Annotated in this window: 18 protein-coding genes and 1 pseudogene; 10 read left to right on the top strand and 9 right to left on the bottom strand. The window is 75.6% G+C overall.

Annotated elements, in window-relative coordinates:
• Window positions 1–122 precede the first annotated feature (122 nt).
• Together AB0P35_RS25080 and AB0P35_RS25075 are read left to right on the top strand one after the other, a co-directional pair.
• On the top strand, window positions 123–1,202 hold the full coding sequence (locus AB0P35_RS25080) for an NAD(P) transhydrogenase subunit alpha (protein WP_363514491.1): 1,080 nt from the start codon (window positions 123–125) through the stop codon (window positions 1,200–1,202).
• 142 nt (window positions 1,203–1,344) lie between these two features.
• Window positions 1,345–2,235, top strand: a complete 891-nt coding sequence (locus tag AB0P35_RS25075; protein ID WP_363514488.1) for a hypothetical protein — start codon at window positions 1,345–1,347, stop codon at window positions 2,233–2,235.
• A gap of 51 nt (window positions 2,236–2,286) precedes the next feature.
• Here the strand turns inward: AB0P35_RS25075 and AB0P35_RS25070 are convergent, their stop codons facing one another.
• From AB0P35_RS25070 to AB0P35_RS25040, 7 genes are all read right to left on the bottom strand, one after another.
• Entirely contained in the window at window positions 2,287–2,913 is a 627-nt protein-coding gene (locus AB0P35_RS25070; RefSeq protein WP_363514485.1) for a hypothetical protein, read from the bottom strand.
• 99 nt (window positions 2,914–3,012) lie between these two features.
• Window positions 3,013–3,642 (bottom strand): hypothetical protein, encoded by a 630-nt coding sequence (locus tag AB0P35_RS25065; protein WP_363514482.1) that lies wholly within the window; start codon window positions 3,640–3,642, stop codon window positions 3,013–3,015.
• Entirely contained in the window at window positions 3,642–4,637 is a 996-nt protein-coding gene (locus AB0P35_RS25060; protein ID WP_363514479.1) for a WXG100 family type VII secretion target, read from the bottom strand. The genes AB0P35_RS25065 and AB0P35_RS25060 overlap by 1 nt, the downstream gene beginning before the upstream one ends.
• Window positions 4,634–4,951, bottom strand: coding sequence for a hypothetical protein (locus AB0P35_RS25055; protein WP_363514476.1), 318 nt, complete (start codon window positions 4,949–4,951; stop codon window positions 4,634–4,636). The genes AB0P35_RS25060 and AB0P35_RS25055 overlap by 4 nt, the downstream gene beginning before the upstream one ends.
• Window positions 4,952–5,152: 201 nt before the next feature.
• Window positions 5,153–6,175, bottom strand: coding sequence for a nitroreductase family protein (locus AB0P35_RS25050; RefSeq protein ID WP_363514473.1), 1,023 nt, complete (start codon window positions 6,173–6,175; stop codon window positions 5,153–5,155).
• 127 nt (window positions 6,176–6,302) lie between these two features.
• Window positions 6,303–6,659: a S26 family signal peptidase gene (locus AB0P35_RS25045; protein ID WP_363514470.1), complete on the bottom strand. Its 357-nt coding sequence runs from the start codon at window positions 6,657–6,659 to the stop codon at window positions 6,303–6,305.
• A gap of 40 nt (window positions 6,660–6,699) precedes the next feature.
• A complete protein-coding gene (locus tag AB0P35_RS25040; RefSeq protein WP_363514467.1) occupies window positions 6,700–6,984 on the bottom strand; it encodes a hypothetical protein in 285 nt (94 codons plus the stop codon).
• 143 nt (window positions 6,985–7,127) lie between these two features.
• Between AB0P35_RS25040 and AB0P35_RS25035 the strand changes: the two genes are divergently transcribed.
• On the top strand, window positions 7,128–7,844 hold the full coding sequence (locus AB0P35_RS25035; RefSeq protein ID WP_363514464.1) for a hypothetical protein: 717 nt from the start codon (window positions 7,128–7,130) through the stop codon (window positions 7,842–7,844).
• A 352-nt stretch (window positions 7,845–8,196) separates the two neighbouring features.
• Here the strand turns inward: AB0P35_RS25035 and AB0P35_RS25030 are convergent, their stop codons facing one another.
• Window positions 8,197–8,460: a hypothetical protein gene (locus tag AB0P35_RS25030; protein WP_363514461.1), complete on the bottom strand. Its 264-nt coding sequence runs from the start codon at window positions 8,458–8,460 to the stop codon at window positions 8,197–8,199.
• A gap of 79 nt (window positions 8,461–8,539) precedes the next feature.
• Here AB0P35_RS25030 and AB0P35_RS25025 point away from each other — a divergent pair, with 79 nt between their 5' ends.
• From AB0P35_RS25025 to AB0P35_RS25005, 5 genes are all read left to right on the top strand, one after another.
• Window positions 8,540–9,121 carry a sigma-70 family RNA polymerase sigma factor gene (locus AB0P35_RS25025; RefSeq protein WP_363514458.1) on the top strand — a complete coding sequence of 194 codons (582 nt, stop codon included), beginning with the start codon at window positions 8,540–8,542 and terminating at the stop codon, window positions 9,119–9,121.
• A gap of 226 nt (window positions 9,122–9,347) precedes the next feature.
• Window positions 9,348–10,688, top strand: a complete 1,341-nt coding sequence (locus AB0P35_RS25020) for an MFS transporter (protein ID WP_363514455.1) — start codon at window positions 9,348–9,350, stop codon at window positions 10,686–10,688.
• 30 nt (window positions 10,689–10,718) lie between these two features.
• Window positions 10,719–11,993 carry a cytochrome P450 gene (locus AB0P35_RS25015; RefSeq protein WP_363514452.1) on the top strand — a complete coding sequence of 425 codons (1,275 nt, stop codon included), beginning with the start codon at window positions 10,719–10,721 and terminating at the stop codon, window positions 11,991–11,993.
• 127 nt (window positions 11,994–12,120) lie between these two features.
• Window positions 12,121–13,161, top strand: a complete 1,041-nt coding sequence (locus tag AB0P35_RS25010; protein WP_363514449.1) for an isocyanide synthase family protein — start codon at window positions 12,121–12,123, stop codon at window positions 13,159–13,161.
• A 38-nt stretch (window positions 13,162–13,199) separates the two neighbouring features.
• Window positions 13,200–13,910 (top strand): DUF6215 domain-containing protein, encoded by a 711-nt coding sequence (locus AB0P35_RS25005; RefSeq protein ID WP_363514446.1) that lies wholly within the window; start codon window positions 13,200–13,202, stop codon window positions 13,908–13,910.
• A 20-nt stretch (window positions 13,911–13,930) separates the two neighbouring features.
• On the opposite strand, the gene AB0P35_RS25000 is transcribed toward AB0P35_RS25005, so the two are convergent.
• On the bottom strand, window positions 13,931–14,881 hold the full coding sequence (locus AB0P35_RS25000; protein WP_363514652.1) for a replication-relaxation family protein: 951 nt from the start codon (window positions 14,879–14,881) through the stop codon (window positions 13,931–13,933).
• On the opposite strand from AB0P35_RS25000, the pseudogene AB0P35_RS24995 reads away from it, so the two are divergent.
• Window positions 14,835–14,960 (top strand): annotated as a pseudogene (locus AB0P35_RS24995) (IS5/IS1182 family transposase); the annotation flags it as partial. The gene AB0P35_RS25000 and the pseudogene AB0P35_RS24995 overlap by 47 nt on opposite strands.
• A 237-nt stretch (window positions 14,961–15,197) precedes the next feature.
• Window positions 15,198–16,130 (top strand): IS110 family transposase (locus AB0P35_RS24990; protein WP_363514649.1); only part of this gene is annotated, 933 nt, incomplete at its 3' end.

Raw genomic sequence — 16,130 nt, 5'->3', positions numbered from 1 at the left:
GGGAACCCCGAGCACGTTCCAGTCTCCGGCCGGGGCGGCGGCCACCGCAAACAGGGGATAAGCAGGGGATGCCGCGCAAACAGGGGATACTGGGGGTGGACAGGGCAGGTCGGAGCGTGGCGATGTCGGCCGTGGTGTTGGGGATCTGCCGCGAGAGCCTTCCGGGCGAGCGGCGGGTGGCGCTCGTGCCGCGCGCGGTGCCGGCGGTGCGCGAGCTGGGGGTGGACGTCCTCGTCGAGGCCGGTGCGGGCACGGCCGCCGGGTTCCCGGACGCGGCCTACGCGGCGGCGGGCGCCGCACTCGTCGGCGGCGGGGAACTCGCCGCCCGCGCCCACGTGCTGGCCGCGGTACGGCGGCCACCGGCGGAGACCGTCGCCCGGCTGCACCGGGGGCAGCTGCTGCTCTGCCTGCTGCGGGCCTGGCGCGCACCGCACCTCGTCCGGCGCTGGGCGGACGCCGGGCTGACCCTGATCGGCACCGACCCGCCCGGGCGGCCCGGCCTGCCGCCCGGACGCCTCGACGCCGGCGCCGGGCAGGCCTCACTGGCCGGGTACAAGGCCGTGCTGCTCGCCGCGGATCGTCTGGGCCGGGAGCTCGCGGGCGGCGTCACCGAACCCGCCCTCGTCCTGGTGCTCGGCGCCGGCCCGGCCGGGCTCCGGGCGATCGACACCGCGCGCCGGCTCGGCGCGACCGTCCACGCCTACGACACCGGCCAGGCCGCGCAGGCGGCGATCGCCGCCCACGGCGGGTTCGTGCTGCCGCTCGGCTCGTGGGACGTCCGGCGCCGGGCCGCGGTGCTGTCCCGCTTCGAGGTCGTGGTCAGCAGCACCGAGACCGCGCCGATGTCCATCGACACGGCGGCCGTCCGCTCGCTGCGGCCCGGCTCGGTGGTCGTCGACCTGGTCTGCGACGCCGACGGCCGGAGCGTCGAACCGGCCGTGGCCGGAGCCGAACGCATCGTCGGCGGCGTTCTGGTGATCGGCGCCGGCGACCTGGCCGCCGCGGTGCCGGCCACCGCCTCCACCGCCTACGCGCAGGCGGTGGCCGCCCTGCTCGCCGTCCTCGTCCCCGACGGCCTCCTCACCGTCGACCCCGCCGACCCCGACCTCACCGGCCTGCTGATCGCCCACGCCGGCACCGTCACCGACCCGCGCACCGCCGGACTGCTCCGCGACGCCACGGCCGCCGCGGGCCTGCCGTAGCCGCCGGCTGCCGGAGCCGGTGGTGGCTGCCGGAGCCGTGGCTGCCGGAGGAATCGGCTTGCGGGACGGCGGGTCGCTGCGGTGGGATCGGGCGGACCGAGCGGCGGGCGGGTGCCCGCGGCCGGCCGGGAGGGAGCCGTCCATGGACGGAACGACAGCGCTGGACCGCGTGCTGCACCAGGCACATGAGGTCCGGGTGGCCCCGGTGGACGGCTTCGGCGCGGGCGCCGCCACGGCGGCCGGGGAGCTCCGGGTGGATCTCTCCGGCCCGGCGGAGTCGACGCGGCTGCGTACCGCCATGGCCGTGGACGCGCTGCCCGGGTTCCACTGCATGTGCCTCGGGGACGTCCGGTTCGAGTTCCTCGCCCCGGACGGCCGGCAGCTCGCCGTCGTCGTCCTCCACCACGGGGCGATGCTGCGGTGGGCGCGGTGGGACGGCGACGCCGTCCTCACCGACGGCCGCCTGCTGCTGGACTGGCTGGACGGGCACGGCATGCCGGGTCCGCTGCGGCAGTTCGAGGCCGACCGGCGGCAGGCGGAGGAATGCGACGCGGAGGAGCGCGGCTGGCTGGCCGCGATGCCCGCCGGCCTGCACGGCCTCGCCGACCGGATCCTCGACCTGTCGCGAACCGGCGGCGCGGCCACCCCCGAGTTGCTCGCGGACCTCGAGGACCGGCTGCGGCGGGCGGTCCCCGACCGGGTCGAACGGGCGCTGGCCCTGCTGGCCTGGCACGGCGCCGGCAGCGGCCGATGCTCCGGCTACCCCGTCCACGAGGGCGTGCCCGACGAGTTGCTCGGCCGAGTGCCCGTCGCCGACCTCCTCGCCGGCCTGGCCGACCCACGCGCCGACGACCGGCACGACGCCGGGGCCGTGCGGCACCTGGTGGGCTGGAGGACCCGCCCGCACCAGCAGCAGGACGTCGCCGCCCTGTCCGAACCACTGCGTGCCCGCCTGCTGGCCCACGCCCGCCGGTCCGGCGACAGCGACAAGCGGGGCCGCGCCGAACGTCGGCTCGGGCCACGGCGGTCCTGAGGCCCGCCGCACGTCGCGTCACGGGCATGGTTCATCGCCGGATGCGGGGCGTCACCGGCCCGCGAAGAGGGCGGCGTGGCGGGCGGCGGAGAGGGCATGGTGGGCGCAGCGGTCGTAGTGGCCGGCGAGGAGGGTCGCGTCGACGGTGTCGGTGCGGTCGGCGGGCGGGTCGGCGTCGAGCAGGCGCGCGTAGAGGCGGGCCTGGTGGCGGGCCATCTCGGTGCGGTCGCCGTGCAGCTCGGCCAGGTCGTCGGCGCGGGGGTCGCGCAGGCTCCGTCCGGCGGTGGCGAGCATGGCGAGGCCGAGGACGGCCATCTCCCCGAGCGGGGTCCGCAGGTCGGCGGGCAGCGGGCCGCGGGTGCTGCGCGCGGCGGCGATCTCGGTGATCCGGCGGGCGAGTTCGCCGAGCTGCTGGACGTCCGCGTCGAGGTGCACCTCGGCCAGCAGGGCGCGGGTGCCGTGCGGCTGCGGTTCGGCGCCGGCGAGCAGCGCGGAGGCGTCGTCCTCCAGGGCGTCCTGCAGGGGCCGCAGGGCGCGTTCGGCGGCCGTCACGGCGCTGTCCGGCGGGCTGCCGGGGCTGGTCAGGGCTGCGGCGGTGGCGCACCGCAGCGCCTCCTCGGCGAGTCCGAGCAGTGCGGTGGGCCGGGCGGCGGCCGGCAGGTCGGTGTGCTGGGCCATGGTGGTCTCCCTCCGCCGCTTCCCATCGTTCTCCGCCGCGGCGGGCCGCGCAGCCCCCGGACGGGGTGCCGCGCGGCCCCGCGGGGTCAGCGCGGGCCGTTACCCCTCGACCAGGGCGCGCACACCCCGGGCGTACTCGTGGGAGCGGGCGACGACGGCGACGAGTGAGCCGTCCGCGAAGACCAGGTCGACGCGCTGCGGCTGGCGGGTGCGGACCGCGCCGGTGCGGGACAGTTCGGTCCGGGGGAAGTCGGCCATGAGTTCGCCGTGGTCGTGGTCGACCAGCAGGATCCGCCGGTCGGTGACGGCGAGCAGGGTGCGGCCGTGCCGGAAGCGGCGGTGCGTGCTCGGTCCCGTCCGCACGGCGACGACGAACCGGCCGGCCAGGCTGCCCCAGCCGCCGGCGAACGGGCGTCCGTGGAACGCCCGCCGCAGCCCGCGCACGGTGGACTCGCCGATCGCCTCGACGAAGCCCTCCAGGTCGAGGAGTTGCAGTGGCAGCAGCAGGACGGCCGGCAGGCAGCCGCGCCGGCGCCCGGCCGCGGCCTCCGGCGGGCGCTGCGCCGTCCGGTGGCGCCTGGGCAGCCGGCGGCGGACGTACCTGTCCAGGCCGACGTCGGCGACGCCGTGCAGCCGTTCGCCGGGCTGCAGCCAGGGCAGGGGCAGCTGCGACCAGCGGTGGAACCGCTCCCGGTAGGCCTGTTCGAGTTTCGGGTTCGCCGGCGCCATCAGCCGAAGGCCTCCTCGATCCGGCTCTTCGGCACCCGGTAGGCGGGCGCCGCGGGCCGGCCGTCCACGTCCCGGGCGATCGCGTCGATGTTGATGTCGCTGTTGAAGGCGTCGCCGATCGGCGCGGTGGGCGAGCCGGTGAGCCCGGTGGCGCCCTCCAGGAGCGGCTCCGCGACCGCGCCCTGGAATCCCTTGAGCGCGGTGGAGGTCAGGAAGCGCTCCGGCGACTTGTACGGGTTGGCCCAGCTGCCCGGGTTGAACGCCGACTTGCCTCCCTTGCGCATCCGGCCGACCATCTTGCGCGCGGAATTGGCGCGCTTGATGGCGGCGCCCGCCTTCTCCGCCTCCCGCATCTCCTTGATGAGGCGGCGCAGGGTGCGCAGTTTGCGGGCCAGGCTGACCGAGACCTTTTCGACGCGGGCGATGAAGACCAGCATTTCGGCCTCGACCACGAGGGCGTCGACGACGGTCGCGAGTCCCAGGGTCAGGATGTCGGCGACCAGGCCGGCCGCCAGGGTGACGGCGAGCCATTCGATCGTCTCGCGGATGATCTCGACCACCAGGTCCTCGGCGAGCCGGCATTCGGCGGCGGCCTGGCTGAGGATCTGCGCGGTCTGCGCCATGTCCTCGGCGGTGGCGTCGATCGCCTCCACGACCTGGCCCATGTGGAGTCCGAACGCGGCGGAGGCCTGCCCGTGCCAGTCGGCGGAGAGCGCCTCGCCGCCGCGGCGGAGCTCCTCGGCGATCTCGCGGGTGGCCCGGGCCTGGTCCTGCCACGTCCGGGCGGCGGCGGTGAGGGCGTCCGCGTCACCGGTGACCTGCTCCAGCCACCCCATCAGCCCGGACTTCTCCAGGGCCCAGCGGACGGTGTCGTCCAGTCCCCGGTCGATGGCGCCCTGCGCGGGGTTGTGGATCTCGGGGAGCGGGAGCAGCGGCTCCTTCATCCAGTCGCGGGTCCACTTGTAGGCGCCCGCGACGTCGGCGGCAGTGGTCATCGGGCCCCGCCCCCGACGCCGCGGGCTATCTCGTCCTCGCTGTCGCGGTAGGCGAACGCGGACTCCTGCAGGCCCCCGCTGACGTGGTCGAGGACCTCCATGAGGTCGGCGAGGTTCTCCTGCTCGGCCTGCGCGTGCTCGAAGTAGCCCTCGCGGAGCTCCTCCGAGTCGGGCAGGTGGCCGAACGCGCCGGCCGGGACCTCCACTCCGGCAAGTGCGCCCTGTACGGCCGCCAGCCGTGCGCTCTGCTGTTCCACCAAGGCCGCGTAACGCTGCAACGCGTCCGGACGCACCCGGAAATCCGGCTCACTCATGAATGCCCAAGACCCTCTGACCGTTGTGTTGTCGAGAGGACCTTACTGGGCGTCCGCCGGGGACGATTCCCGGGGCCCGTTCCGGACCCCGGGCGTCAATTCGCCGATAATCGCCGACCCGTCAGACATTCAATTCCGCGGCATATATGGCGAAGCGTCAGGCGAGACGGTCGATCCATTCACCGATCGCCTGCGGATCCGTCACATTCCCTGCTCGATTCCCGGCGGGGTCGGGAGGTCGAGGATCTCGCCCACGGGGCGGCGCGGGGTGGCCGGGCCGGGCGGGCCGTAGCCGAAGCGCAGCACCAGCTGGACGTGGCCCGGGCCCCGCTCGGGGTCGCGGAGCAGCAGCCGCGTGTCGGGCCACTCGACGGCCTGGTGGAGGACGGAGGCCCGCAGGCCGTGGACGGTGGCGAGCAGCCAGACCCGCTCCATCGCCTGGCCGGCCCGCAGCCAGTCCGCCGCACGGTCGCCGCGGGTGGTCAGGGTGGCCAGCTGCGGCAGAGCCTCGAACCGGCGGGTGGGCGGCGGGGCGAGGACGGCGGGCGCGGGCGGGCGGCCGGTGAAGCTCCGCATCGGCACCCGGGCGTCGTGGTCCTGCGGGCCGAGGGCGGCGGCCGGGATGCCGTCCACGGCGGGCGCCTCGGGCCGCAGCCAGGAGCGGGTCTCCGCCTGGCGGGCCACGTCGGCGGCGATCCGCGCCTCCGCCTCCGCCGTCAGATCGAGGACCCGCCGGACCTCCGACTCCTCCAGCGCCGTCATCACGGTGCCCTCGGCCCGGGCGGCGTCGAGGAGTTCACCGATCACCGCCTCCGGCACGTCCCGGTTGGCGAAGGGCTCGCGGCTCGAGTGCCGGCGGAACACCGCCGGGTAGAGGTCGCGGCCGAACGGCTCGGCCCCGGCCGTCCCGGCCTCCGTCAGGTCGAGTTCGGCCAGCGGCTGCCGGCCGAGGTGACCGGGCAGCATCCGGACCACGGGGGTGCGCCCGAAGTGCAGGGCGGCCACCCGCAGGTTGAACAGCGCGGCACCGATCGAGATGTGCAGCGCCCGCCCGTCGGGGTCGGTCACCGGGACGGCCCGGCGGTAGTCCGCGAACACCTCCAGGCGGCGCAGGTCGGCGCTCGGCCGGAACCGCCAGGGCTGGCTGTTGTGCAGGGACGGTGCGGCGCCGCCGGCGGCGGCCAGAGCGCGCAGCTCGTCACGGGTGAGGGCCGGCTGGATCATGGTGGATCACTCCTTGCCGCCGAGTGCCGTCGGTACTTCGAGCGTGCGCCGCCCGCACCGGCCCCGGTAGGGCCCAAGGGCCCCGGCCACCCCGGCCGGGAGTCCCCTGTCCCGCGGGGTCGCCGATTCAGCGGGGCCGGTCCGCCCGCACCTTCGCCGCGGCGCCCGCCCTCGGCACGCCGTCCACCGACACACAGATGCCGAAGACCCGGTCGTACCCGGTCCAACCGTTCACCCGGCCGCGGTTGTTGCTGATCTGCGCCCGCCTCCTGGCCGGCTCCAGCGCCGACACCAGATGCAGGTAGACCGTCCCGGCGACCCGGGCCAGCACGATGTCCCCGACCTCCAGCTTCGCCGGATCCACCGGCGCCACGACCACCGCCTGCCGGCTGCGGACCAACGGCACCATCGACGAACCGCTCGGCCGGAACTCCACCGTCGCCCCGCCGGCGACCCGCCCCGCCACCCCGTCCAACACGCCCATCCGCCGATCGTGGCAGACCGCCCCGGGCCGGCCCCACCGATTATCCGGCGACCGGCACGCGGACGAAGCCCTCGGTCCACTCGTCGCGGTCGACCGGGTGCTCGGCGATCAGGAAGCAGTCCGGCTCGTCGGCGAAGCCGGGCAGCAGGCGGGCCCGGCGGATCCGGTCCTCAGCCGCCGCGCGGGTGGAGTAGACGCCGAGGAGCTTGGCGTCGTCGCCGTCCTGCTCGTCGAGGTACACGTCCTCGCCCTCGAGGTGCAGCGCGCCGCCGTCCTCGGCGGCCTCGTTGTGGTGGGCGACGTGCCAGAGCAGGTGGACGATCACGGCCGCAGACTACCCGGCGTCATCGGCCCGCCGGCTCGTGGAGCACCCATGCCGTCAGACTCGGGGACGGCACCGTCACCAAGACGTTCCCGCCCGGGGGCGGTGCGGGGCGGGGTGCGGGTGGATGCGAGGATGGCCGGGTTGTGATCGTCTGTCAGCTCCGGCTCCTGCGGGTCTCGGTCTTCGCCACGGTGTGCGTGGCGCTGGCCGCGGTGGGGCATGCCGCCGTGTCCGGTGACGCGGTTTCGGCGCCGGTGCTCGGCGCCGCGACGGCCGGGACGGCGGTCGGGACCTGGGTGCTGGCCGGGCGGCAGCGCGGGATCGCGGCGATCGCCGGCTGGATGACGGCGGCCCAGGCCGCGCTCCACCTGCTCTTCGAACGAACCTCGGCGGCGCCCGCGGCGCCCTCCACCGACCTGGTGCGGCTGCTGCTGTGCGTGCACGGCGAGACCCCGGGCGGGGTCGATCCGGTGGAGCTCGCACGGGCGGCCGGGCTCGACCCTGCCGTGCTCGGCGCGGCCGCCGGCCACGGGCACGCCGTCCACGGGGCGGCCGCGCACACGGGCGGCCACGCGCTGCTGCACGGCATGTCGCCGGGGATGGCAGCCGCGCACCTGGCGGCGGCGCTCGCCTGCTCGCTTCTGCTGTGGCGCGGCGAGGCCGCGCTGACCGCGCTGGCGGCGGCGCTGCGGACATTGGCCGAGGTCTTCGCGCCGCTGGTGCTGCTGCCGGCGCCGTACCGGCCCGAACCGCCGCGGACCCTCCGTCCCGCGGTGCGCCGGGTGCGCCGGCCGCGGCAGCCCGCGCTCGCCCACGCGGTGGGTCGGCGGGGTCCACCGGCGGCGGTACCGACCGTCTGAACAGCCCGCCGCCCGCCGGGTGTCGCCCGGCGCGGCGGCGGGCAGGTCGCCGCTGCCCGCTCCGGTCCGCCGGTGCGGGCGGCGGCCGGGCCGGCGCACCGCCGGGCCCGTCCCAGGACCCGACGCACCCGTGGAACCACCCCTGCAGTCGCCAGAGTTCGCGGCAGCCGGGTGGGTGGCGGGTTGTGCCCGGGGACGGGCGGGCGGCGGCGCCGGCCGGTACCAGGTCGGCGCGCCCACGGGCGTGTCCTACGGATCGGGCCGGACCGTCGCACGAGGTCCGGGCACGATCCGTCCGCCGCGACCCGGGGCGCGCCACGCACGCTCCATGCCGTCAGGACCCTTCATGAGTTCACTTGTCCGTGTCCGTACCGTCCCCCGACCGGGGGGCTCCGCCGCCTCGGAGGCCGAGGCTTCCGAGCAGCCGTTCCGTCCAGTCCGGCGAGGGGCCCGGCGCGGCCCGCGTCAGGGCCTGCAGCCGCCGGGCGGCGGCCAGCCACTCGGCGCAGTCGGCGCAGTGCGGTGCGATGTCAGCGTCGGCGTCGGGGTCGGGGTCGGCGGGTGTCTCGCCGTCGAGCTGCGCGGAGATCGCGTCGCGGTAGTCGGCACAGGTCATCCGCCCATCGTCCACCACCGCACGGCACCGGCGGTAGCGCCGTCCGCCCCGGGAGACCGGGCTCGACGGGGGGTGCGCCGTGGATGACGCTCTGCTCACGGAACTCGCCCTCGCCGCACGGCACGGCCGCAGCGAGGACGTCGAGGCGTTCGTCCGGGCCACCCAGCGCGACGTGTGGCGTTTCGTCGCCCACCTCGCGGGCACCGACGCGGCCGACGACCTCGCCCAGGAGACCTTCCTGCGGGCCCTGCGGAGCCTGCCGGGCTTCGCCGGCCGTTCCTCCGCCCGCACCTGGCTGCTGTCGATCGCCCGGCGCACCGTGATCGACCGCTACCGCAGTGCCGCGGTCCGTCCCCGGTGCGCGGACGTGCCCGACTGGGAGGAGGCGGTGGAACGCCACCGACCGGCGGTGACCGGCGGATTCGAGGACGGGATAGCCCTCGGCGACCTGCTGGCCCGGGTGCCGGAGCAGCGCCGCGAGGCCTTCGTTCTGACCCAGGTGGTCGGGATGAGCTACGGCGAGGCCGCCGAGGTGGCGGGCTGCCCGATCGGCACCGTCCGCTCCCGTGTCGCCCGCGCCCGGGAGCAACTGGTGGCCCTGCTCCGGGAGGCGGAGGCCGCGGCGGACCCCCGGGACGAGGCGGTACCGGTCCCGGCCTGATCGGACGGCCGATCCGGTGGTCGGCCACCACCGGGGCCGGGCAGTCCGGTCCGCACGGCCCCACGGACTCGGTGGGGTCCGCCGTGCCGTGCGGCCGGGGAACCCGCCCGGTCCGCGGGCGGTCGAAAATCCTCCGCGTGTTCGGGAACCCGGTGCGGGTCGCGGCCGACTGGTGGGGCGGGCGTCTCCGACCGGTGGTGTCCGTCCCGCCTCGGAAGGATCTGTGATGACCGGCACGGCCGACCCGGCGGCTCCCCCGCAGCAGGACCGCTGGGGGCTGGTCGCCGTCGCCGGGCTGCTGTCGTTCACCGCGCTGTCGGACATGAACGCCGTCAACCTGGCGCTGCCCTCGGTCGCGGACGACCTCGGGGTGGCCCAGAGCACCGCGCAGTGGGCCGCCCTCGGTTACCAAGTTCCGTTGGTGGCGCTGCTGCTGCCGGCCGGGCGGTGGCTGGACGGGGCGGGGTTGCGGGCCGCGGTGCAGCTGGCGGCGGGCGGGTTCGCGCTGGGCGGGGCCGCTGCGGCGGTGACGCCCGGCGCGGCCTGGCTGATCGCCGCGCGGGCCGTGCAGGGGGTGTTCGGCGCACTGCTGTTCGTGCTGATGCCGGTGCTGGCGGCGCGGGCCGTCCGACCGGCGCTGCGGGCACGGGCGTTGAGTGTCCCGGCGACGCTCGGTCCGCTGGGCGCGGTGACCGGCCCCGCGCTCGGCGGGCCGCTGCTGGACGCGGCGGGCTGGCGGGCCGTCCTGCCGGCCACCGTCCCGGTCTGCCTGGCCGCGCTGTGGGTCGTGCGGCGGGTGTCGCCGCCGGGCGAGCCGTGGGACGGTCCGCTCCGCGTGCCGGACCGGGCGGCGCTCGCCGACGCGGCGCTGATCGGCGGCGCGGTCGCGGCGGTGCTGCTCGCCCTCACCCTCACCCCCGGCGGGTGGACGCTGCTGCCACTGGCGGCGGCCGCGGCCGTCCCTGCGGCGCTCTGGCTGCGCCGGCCCGCCGGACGGGCCACCGTCGCGCTGCTGACGCCGGTGCACGGCGCGGTCGCCGCGCTCGCGGCAGGGGCGGCCGCCATGCAGTACCTCACCGCGCTGCACCTCCAGCGCGGTGCGTCGGCCAGTGCCACCGCGACCGGCCTGGCCATGCTCTGCTTCCCGTTCGCCATGGCCGTCACCGGCCGGGCCGGCGGGCGGCTGGCCGAGCGGCTCGGCACGCGGCCGACCGCCTGCGCGGGCGCCGTCCTCACCGCGGCGGGTCTGCTGCTTCTGCTCGGCTCCGCCTGGACACCGCAGGACACCGCGTGGCGGCTGGCTCTGGCCGGCTGCGGCATGGGCCTGTACGGCGGCCCGGTGCAGGCCCTGGCGCTGGCGGGTGCACCGCCGGGCCGGCTGGGCGCCGCGGGTTCGGTCGTCCAGCTCGCCCGCAGCCTGGGCTTCGCGGTCGGCCCGGCGCTCGCCACCGCCACCGCCACCGCGGGGCCTGGCGGTCTCCGCACCGGGCTGGTGGCGGCCGCCTCCTGCGTCGGCTCCGCGGCCGTCCTGCTCGCCGCCTCTGGGCGCCACCACCGAACTGCCTGACGCATCGTCACCTCTCAAGGAGTCGCCAGCATGTCCGCACCCGAGCCGATCTGTCCCGTGACCGGCGCCACGGCCCTCCCCGAGCCGGTTCCGCTGTACGGCCGGGAGTTCAAGCGCGACCCGTACCCGCTCTACCGGCGGCTTCGGGAAGAGGGACCGGTGCACCGCGTCCGATTCCCCAGCGGGATCGCCGCGTGGCTGGTCACCGGCTACGCGGCCGCCCGGGACACCCTGACCGACCCGCGGCTCGGCAAGAACCACGCCCTCGGGAACGACACGTGGCGCCGGCTCGCCTCGATCATGCCCGAGCCGCAGCACTCCCAGCTGCAAGTCCATCTGTTGCACCAGGACGCGCCCCGGCACACCGCGATGCGCGCCCTGCTCGGCGACGCCTTCGCCCCGCGCCGGGTGGCGGAGCTCCGCCCGCGGTTCCAGCGCCTCGCCGACGCGCTGGTGGACGCACTGCCCGCCACCGGCGGCGCCGACCTGGTGGCCGGTTTCGCGGCCCGCTTCCCGTTCCAGGTGCTCGCCGAAGTGATCGGCCTGCCGGAGGAGTTGGCGGCGCGCTTCGACCGGGACTGGGGCAAGGTCGTCCAGCCGGTGGGCCCGGCCGACCCGGGCCGACCCGCCTACGAGGCCCGACTGCGCGCCCTACAGGGGTACATCGCCGAGGTGGTGGACGCCGAGCGGGGCCGGGCCGGCGACGTGGACGGGAACCTGCTCGCCCGGCTGGTCGCCGCCCACGACGACGGCGAACTGACCCGCGCGGAACTGGACTCGATGGTGTTCCAGCTCCTCGTCGCCGGCCAGGAGCCCGTCACCAACCAGATCTCCACCATGGTGATGACGCTCCTCCGCCACCCCGGGCAGCTCGACCGGCTGCGCGCCCAACCCGACCTGCTGCCCCGCGCCGTGGAGGAACTGCTGCGCCACGACGGCGCGTTCGAGCTGACCACCTGGCGGTTCCTCGCCGAGGACGGCGAGTTGCACGGCACCCGGATCCCGGCCGGCGACTCGGTGATCGTCTCGCTGGCGGCCGCGGGCCGCGACGGGTCCCACTCCCCCGACGCCGACACCCTCGACCTCGACCGCACCCCCAACGCCCACCTGGCCTTCGGCCACGGCGCGCACTTCTGCCCCGGCGCCGCGCTCGCCCGCGCCGAACTGCAGATCGCGCTCGGCACCCTGATCGCCCGGCTGCCGGGCCTGCGCCCGGCCGGGGACCTGGACGCCGTCGAGTGGATCCCCGCCGTGCTCGCCCGCGGCGTCGACCGCCTCCCGGTGGCGTACGACCGCCGGCTCTGAACCGGCCCGCACCCGCCGCCCCGCACCCGACCCGCCACCGACGCGTCCGCCACCGGCCCGTCAGCCACCGACCCGTCCGGCAGCGACCGGACCGCACCCCACCCGACCGGACCCCAGGAGTACCCGCATGCCGCCCGCCGGCACCCTCACCGCGCCGCACCGCACCCAGCTCCCGCCCGCCGTGGAGCGCACCAGCACCGCCGTCCTGGAGGTGCTGCTCCCCCACCGGCGGTCCGCGGACGGCTCCCGCGACCTGCCGGCTGCCGCCTTCCCGCTCCAACTGCGGCGGATCGCCCCCTTCGTGGCCGCCGGCGAGCCGGTGGTCCTCACTCTGCCCGGCTTCCCGTGCAAGTCGCCCAGCCCGGCGAAGGTGCTGGGGCACCTGCCCGACGAGGGCGAGCGGCTCTCGCTGGCCTTCCTGGACGGGCTGTGCGCGGAGGTGGCGCGGGTGCATCCGCCGGGTGCCCGCATCGTGGTCTGCTCCGACGGCCATGTCTTCGGCGATCTCGTCGGGGTACCGGACGGGCACATCGACGAGTACGCCGACGGGCTCGCCGCCGTCGTCCGCCGTGACGGGCTCGCCCGCCTCTCCTTCTTCGACCTCCGCGACGTCCTCGGCGACCTGCCCTACGAGGCCAAACGCACCCTGGTCGAGGCCCGGTACGCACCGGACCTGGCGGCCCTGCGGGCGGAGGTCCGCAGCGACCCGGACACCCTCGCCCTCTACACGGGCATCACCCGCTTCCTGCTCGACGACACCGTCGGGTTCACCGGCACCAGGTCGGCCCTGCAACGGGACTGCCGGCGCCGGGCCTACGAGGTGGTCCGGCGCAGCCGCGCCTGGGGCGCCCTGATCGAGGAGCACCATCCGCGGGCCGTCCGGCTCTCCATCCACCCGCAGCGGGCCGGCGCCGAGAAGTTCGGCCTGCGGCTGCTGGACGCCGCCGACCCGTGGACCACCCCGTGGCACTCCTGCGTGGTGCACCACGCGGACGGCAGAACGGAGTTGATGCATCGCGCGGAGGCCGAGCGGATAGGCCGCACGGTGCTGCGGGAGGGCCGCCCCAGCCACATCGAGGCGCACGGCGCCGGGGACGGCCCGCACCGGCCGATTAATCGGCGTCTCGCCGAGGACGGAACGAGTAGGGTGACGCCGCCCGCCCGGTGATCATCGGGGTGCGGGCCCGGTCTGCAGGGGGGACACGCATGGATTCCGACACGGGGGCGCAGCCGGAGCCGGCCGGGCCGGAGAGCCCGTTCGGGCGGGGTTGGCGGGGCGCGGACGTCCAGGCCGCGGCGGCGCTGGTGCTCTCCGCGGCCGTTCTCGCGGGCATGTGGGGGGCGGGCCTGTTCTCCGGCTCCCCGGTTGCAGACGGCGGCAAGCCCGCCGCGTGCAACCCGCCGAAGGCGACCGACTCGCCCGAGTACCCGGCGCTGTGTGCCGCACTCAACCGCCCCGACCTGCCGGCCCTGATCGGTGCGCCGACGGAGCACGTCTCGATCGCACAGTCCGGCGGCGGCCCGATCGTCCACGGGGACGGGACGACGGAGTTCGACGCCTCCGCCCAGGTGCAGATCGGGCCGGTCTGCGTGCGGATCACCCACAACCACGACCTGTCGGTGCGGGACGTCACCGGCCTGACCAGCCTGCTGGCCGAGCCGGCGACCGTGCTCGGCCACCCGGCGGCGACCTACCGCAGCGCCACCCTGGCCCTGGTCTTCAAGGGCGGGAAGACCAGCACCGGCACGGGCGGCGTCGCCCGGAACCTCACCGTCTCCCTGGGCCCCGACCTGGACGGCGAGACCGTCGAGCTCGCCGTCTGGCGCCAGGACGACACCGCTCCGGACGAGGCCGCGCTGTTCCGGATCGCCGAGCAGGTCCTGCCGACCGTGCGGGGCTGGGTACCCGCCTCGTAGCGGCCGAGCCGCCGCGAGGCTCAGCCGCGCAGGATCGCGCAGGTCGTCGTGCCGTGGGCGTACAGCCGGCCGTCGTGGGCGCCGACGACGCGGGCCTCGGCGGTGGCGGTGGTACGGCCGACGTGCAGGGCCCTGCCCTCGCAGCGCAGGGCGGGGGTGTCGGGCAGCACCGTCCGGATCATGTGCACCCCCAGCTGGACGGTGGTGTAGTAGGTGACGCCTTCGTCTCCGTGCCGCATGCCGGCCCAGTGGTCGCTGGTGGCATCCCGCAGGGCCTTCATGCGGCGGCGCAGGGCGTCGGGGGTGAAGCGGGGCCGGCTGCCGCGGGTGCCCGGGTCGAGAACGAACGCGACGGGCGGGCGCACCATGTAGGCCGGGTAGTAGCCGTAGGGCCGGCGGTCGTGTGTGGTGCCGTAGGTGACTTCGAAGATGGTTCGGTCGTAGCCGTCGGTGTCCTTGACGGTCTTGTCGAACCAGCGTTTGTAGTTGTTGAGTTTGGCGGCGACGTCGGCGATGTCCGTCATGGTGCCGCGGTCGAGTTCCAGGAACAGGACGGGGATGCCGAGCTCCGGTGCGCGGAGGACGGCGTCGGGGATGATGGTGTGCTTGCCGGTGATGGTGTGGGGGGCTTCGGTGGCCCAGGCGTCCAGGCCGCCCGGCAACGGCCCGCAGGGCAGGGTGCGGCGGGGCGGGGCCTGGCGAGGGTCGGTGCGGGGCGGCGCGTCGTGGGTGGTGGTGCCGGTGACGGCGTTGACGACGATCTCGTTGACGAGCATCGCGTGTGGGGCGCCGGTCCGGCCGGCGCCGCGGGCGTGGCCGCCCATCTCGCGGTCGTCGCCCAGCGCCTCCGCCGCGGCGATCAGGCCCGCCGCCGTGAGGCCCACGATCTTCTCCGCCCCCGGACCACCCGGAACCGGCCGCCTGCGGTACCCCGTCGAGCGTGGCGTTGCCTCGCTGAAACGCTGGAGGATCTTCCGGCGCGCCCGCTGCAGCCCGAACTGGATGACGTCAGCGGCCAAGGCTGTCCTCACCCTGGAGTTGCATCGCTGAAAAGGCTCCCTACCTTCTTGGTGGGTTCGTTCCGGTCATTCGTACGATCGGGAGGCCCAGGGGCTCCAGGTGTGGCTCAAAAGGCTCACGTCGATGGTGTGGCTTTCACTGATTGGCCGCCCGGTGCCCCGCGACGACACGGCCACTCATTGGGATGCGCGAACTCGATCGCTTCGTAGGGACACGTCGGCGTGGTCGTCTGCAGGGACCAGGACACGGATCGACGAGGAGGCGCGGATGCCTGAGCTGTGGGTGGGGACGGATGCGGGCAAGGCCGAGCACCACTGCACGGTGATCGATGCCGAAGGCAGGCGGAGGCTGTCACGGCGGGTGGCCAACGACGAAGGACCCTTGCTCGAACTGGTCGGCGAGGTATTGCAGTTGAGTGAGGGCGAGCCTGCGACCTGGGCCATCGACCTGAACGCTGGCGGTGCCGCCCTGCTGATCGCCCTGCTTGCCGGGCACGGGCAGAAGCTGCTCTACATTCCCGGTCGCACCGTCCACCACGCCTCCGGCAGCTATCGCGGCGACGGCAAGACGGACGCCAAGGACGCCTTCGTCATCGCCGACCAGGCCCGCATGCGCCGCGACCTGCAGCCCCTGCAGACACCGGACGAGATCGCCGTCGACCTGCGGATCCTCACCGCCCGGCGCTACGACCTCGCCGCCGACCGCACCCGGGCGATCAACCGTCTGCGCGCCCAGATCCTGGAGTACTTCCCGGCCCTCGAGCGCGCCTTCGACTACAGCACCTCCAAAGCCGCCCTTGTCTTGCTGACTGGCTACCAGACACCCGCCGGCCTCCGCAGAATCGGCGAGGCCCGCCTCGCCGCCTGGCTGGCAAACCGAAAGGTCCGAAACGCCAAAGCGGTGGCTGCCGCCGCGCTGGAGGCGGCACATGCCCAGCACACGGTGATCCCAGGAGAGAAGACCGCCGCGGCCATGGTGCACACCTTGGCCGGGGCCCTGATGGCCCTGGACGAGGAGATCGCTGCCATTGACACGGCGATCGAGGCCCGGTTCCGCGAGCACGAGCACGCCGAGGCGATCACCAGCATGCCCGGCATCGGCACCGTGCTCGGCGCCGAGTTCATCGCCTGCACCGGCGGCAACCTGGACGCCATCGGCACATCCGGCCGCCTGGCCGGCATCGCCGGCCTGGCACCCGTT

The sequence above is a fragment of the Kitasatospora sp. NPDC085879 genome (assembly GCF_040686255.1).
Taxonomy (GTDB): Bacteria; Actinomycetota; Actinomycetes; order Streptomycetales; family Streptomycetaceae; genus Kitasatospora.
Note: the sequence above shows the minus strand (reverse complement) of the source record. Positions and strands in the feature narration are given on the sequence as shown.

Excerpts from the sequence above, each read along its gene's own strand:
- AB0P35_RS25055 (WP_363514476.1), bottom strand. The coding sequence starts at position 4,951 with ATGAGTGAGCCGGATTTCCGGGTGCGTCCGGACGCGTTGCAGCGTTAC.
- AB0P35_RS25060 (WP_363514479.1), bottom strand. The coding sequence starts at position 4,637 with ATGACCACTGCCGCCGACGTCGCGGGCGCCTACAAGTGGACCCGCGAC.
- AB0P35_RS25005 (WP_363514446.1), top strand. The coding sequence starts at position 13,200 with ATGGATTCCGACACGGGGGCGCAGCCGGAGCCGGCCGGGCCGGAGAGC.
- AB0P35_RS25010 (WP_363514449.1), top strand. The coding sequence starts at position 12,121 with ATGCCGCCCGCCGGCACCCTCACCGCGCCGCACCGCACCCAGCTCCCG.
- AB0P35_RS25045 (WP_363514470.1), bottom strand. The coding sequence starts at position 6,659 with ATGGGCGTGTTGGACGGGGTGGCGGGGCGGGTCGCCGGCGGGGCGACG.
- AB0P35_RS25015 (WP_363514452.1), top strand. The coding sequence starts at position 10,719 with ATGTCCGCACCCGAGCCGATCTGTCCCGTGACCGGCGCCACGGCCCTC.
- AB0P35_RS25075 (WP_363514488.1), top strand. The coding sequence starts at position 1,345 with ATGGACGGAACGACAGCGCTGGACCGCGTGCTGCACCAGGCACATGAG.
- AB0P35_RS25080 (WP_363514491.1), top strand. The coding sequence starts at position 123 with ATGTCGGCCGTGGTGTTGGGGATCTGCCGCGAGAGCCTTCCGGGCGAG.
- AB0P35_RS25070 (WP_363514485.1), bottom strand. The coding sequence starts at position 2,913 with ATGGCCCAGCACACCGACCTGCCGGCCGCCGCCCGGCCCACCGCACTG.
- AB0P35_RS25030 (WP_363514461.1), bottom strand. The coding sequence starts at position 8,460 with ATGACCTGTGCCGACTACCGCGACGCGATCTCCGCGCAGCTCGACGGC.
- AB0P35_RS25020 (WP_363514455.1), top strand. The coding sequence starts at position 9,348 with ATGACCGGCACGGCCGACCCGGCGGCTCCCCCGCAGCAGGACCGCTGG.
- AB0P35_RS25065 (WP_363514482.1), bottom strand. The coding sequence starts at position 3,642 with ATGGCGCCGGCGAACCCGAAACTCGAACAGGCCTACCGGGAGCGGTTC.
- AB0P35_RS25050 (WP_363514473.1), bottom strand. The coding sequence starts at position 6,175 with ATGATCCAGCCGGCCCTCACCCGTGACGAGCTGCGCGCTCTGGCCGCC.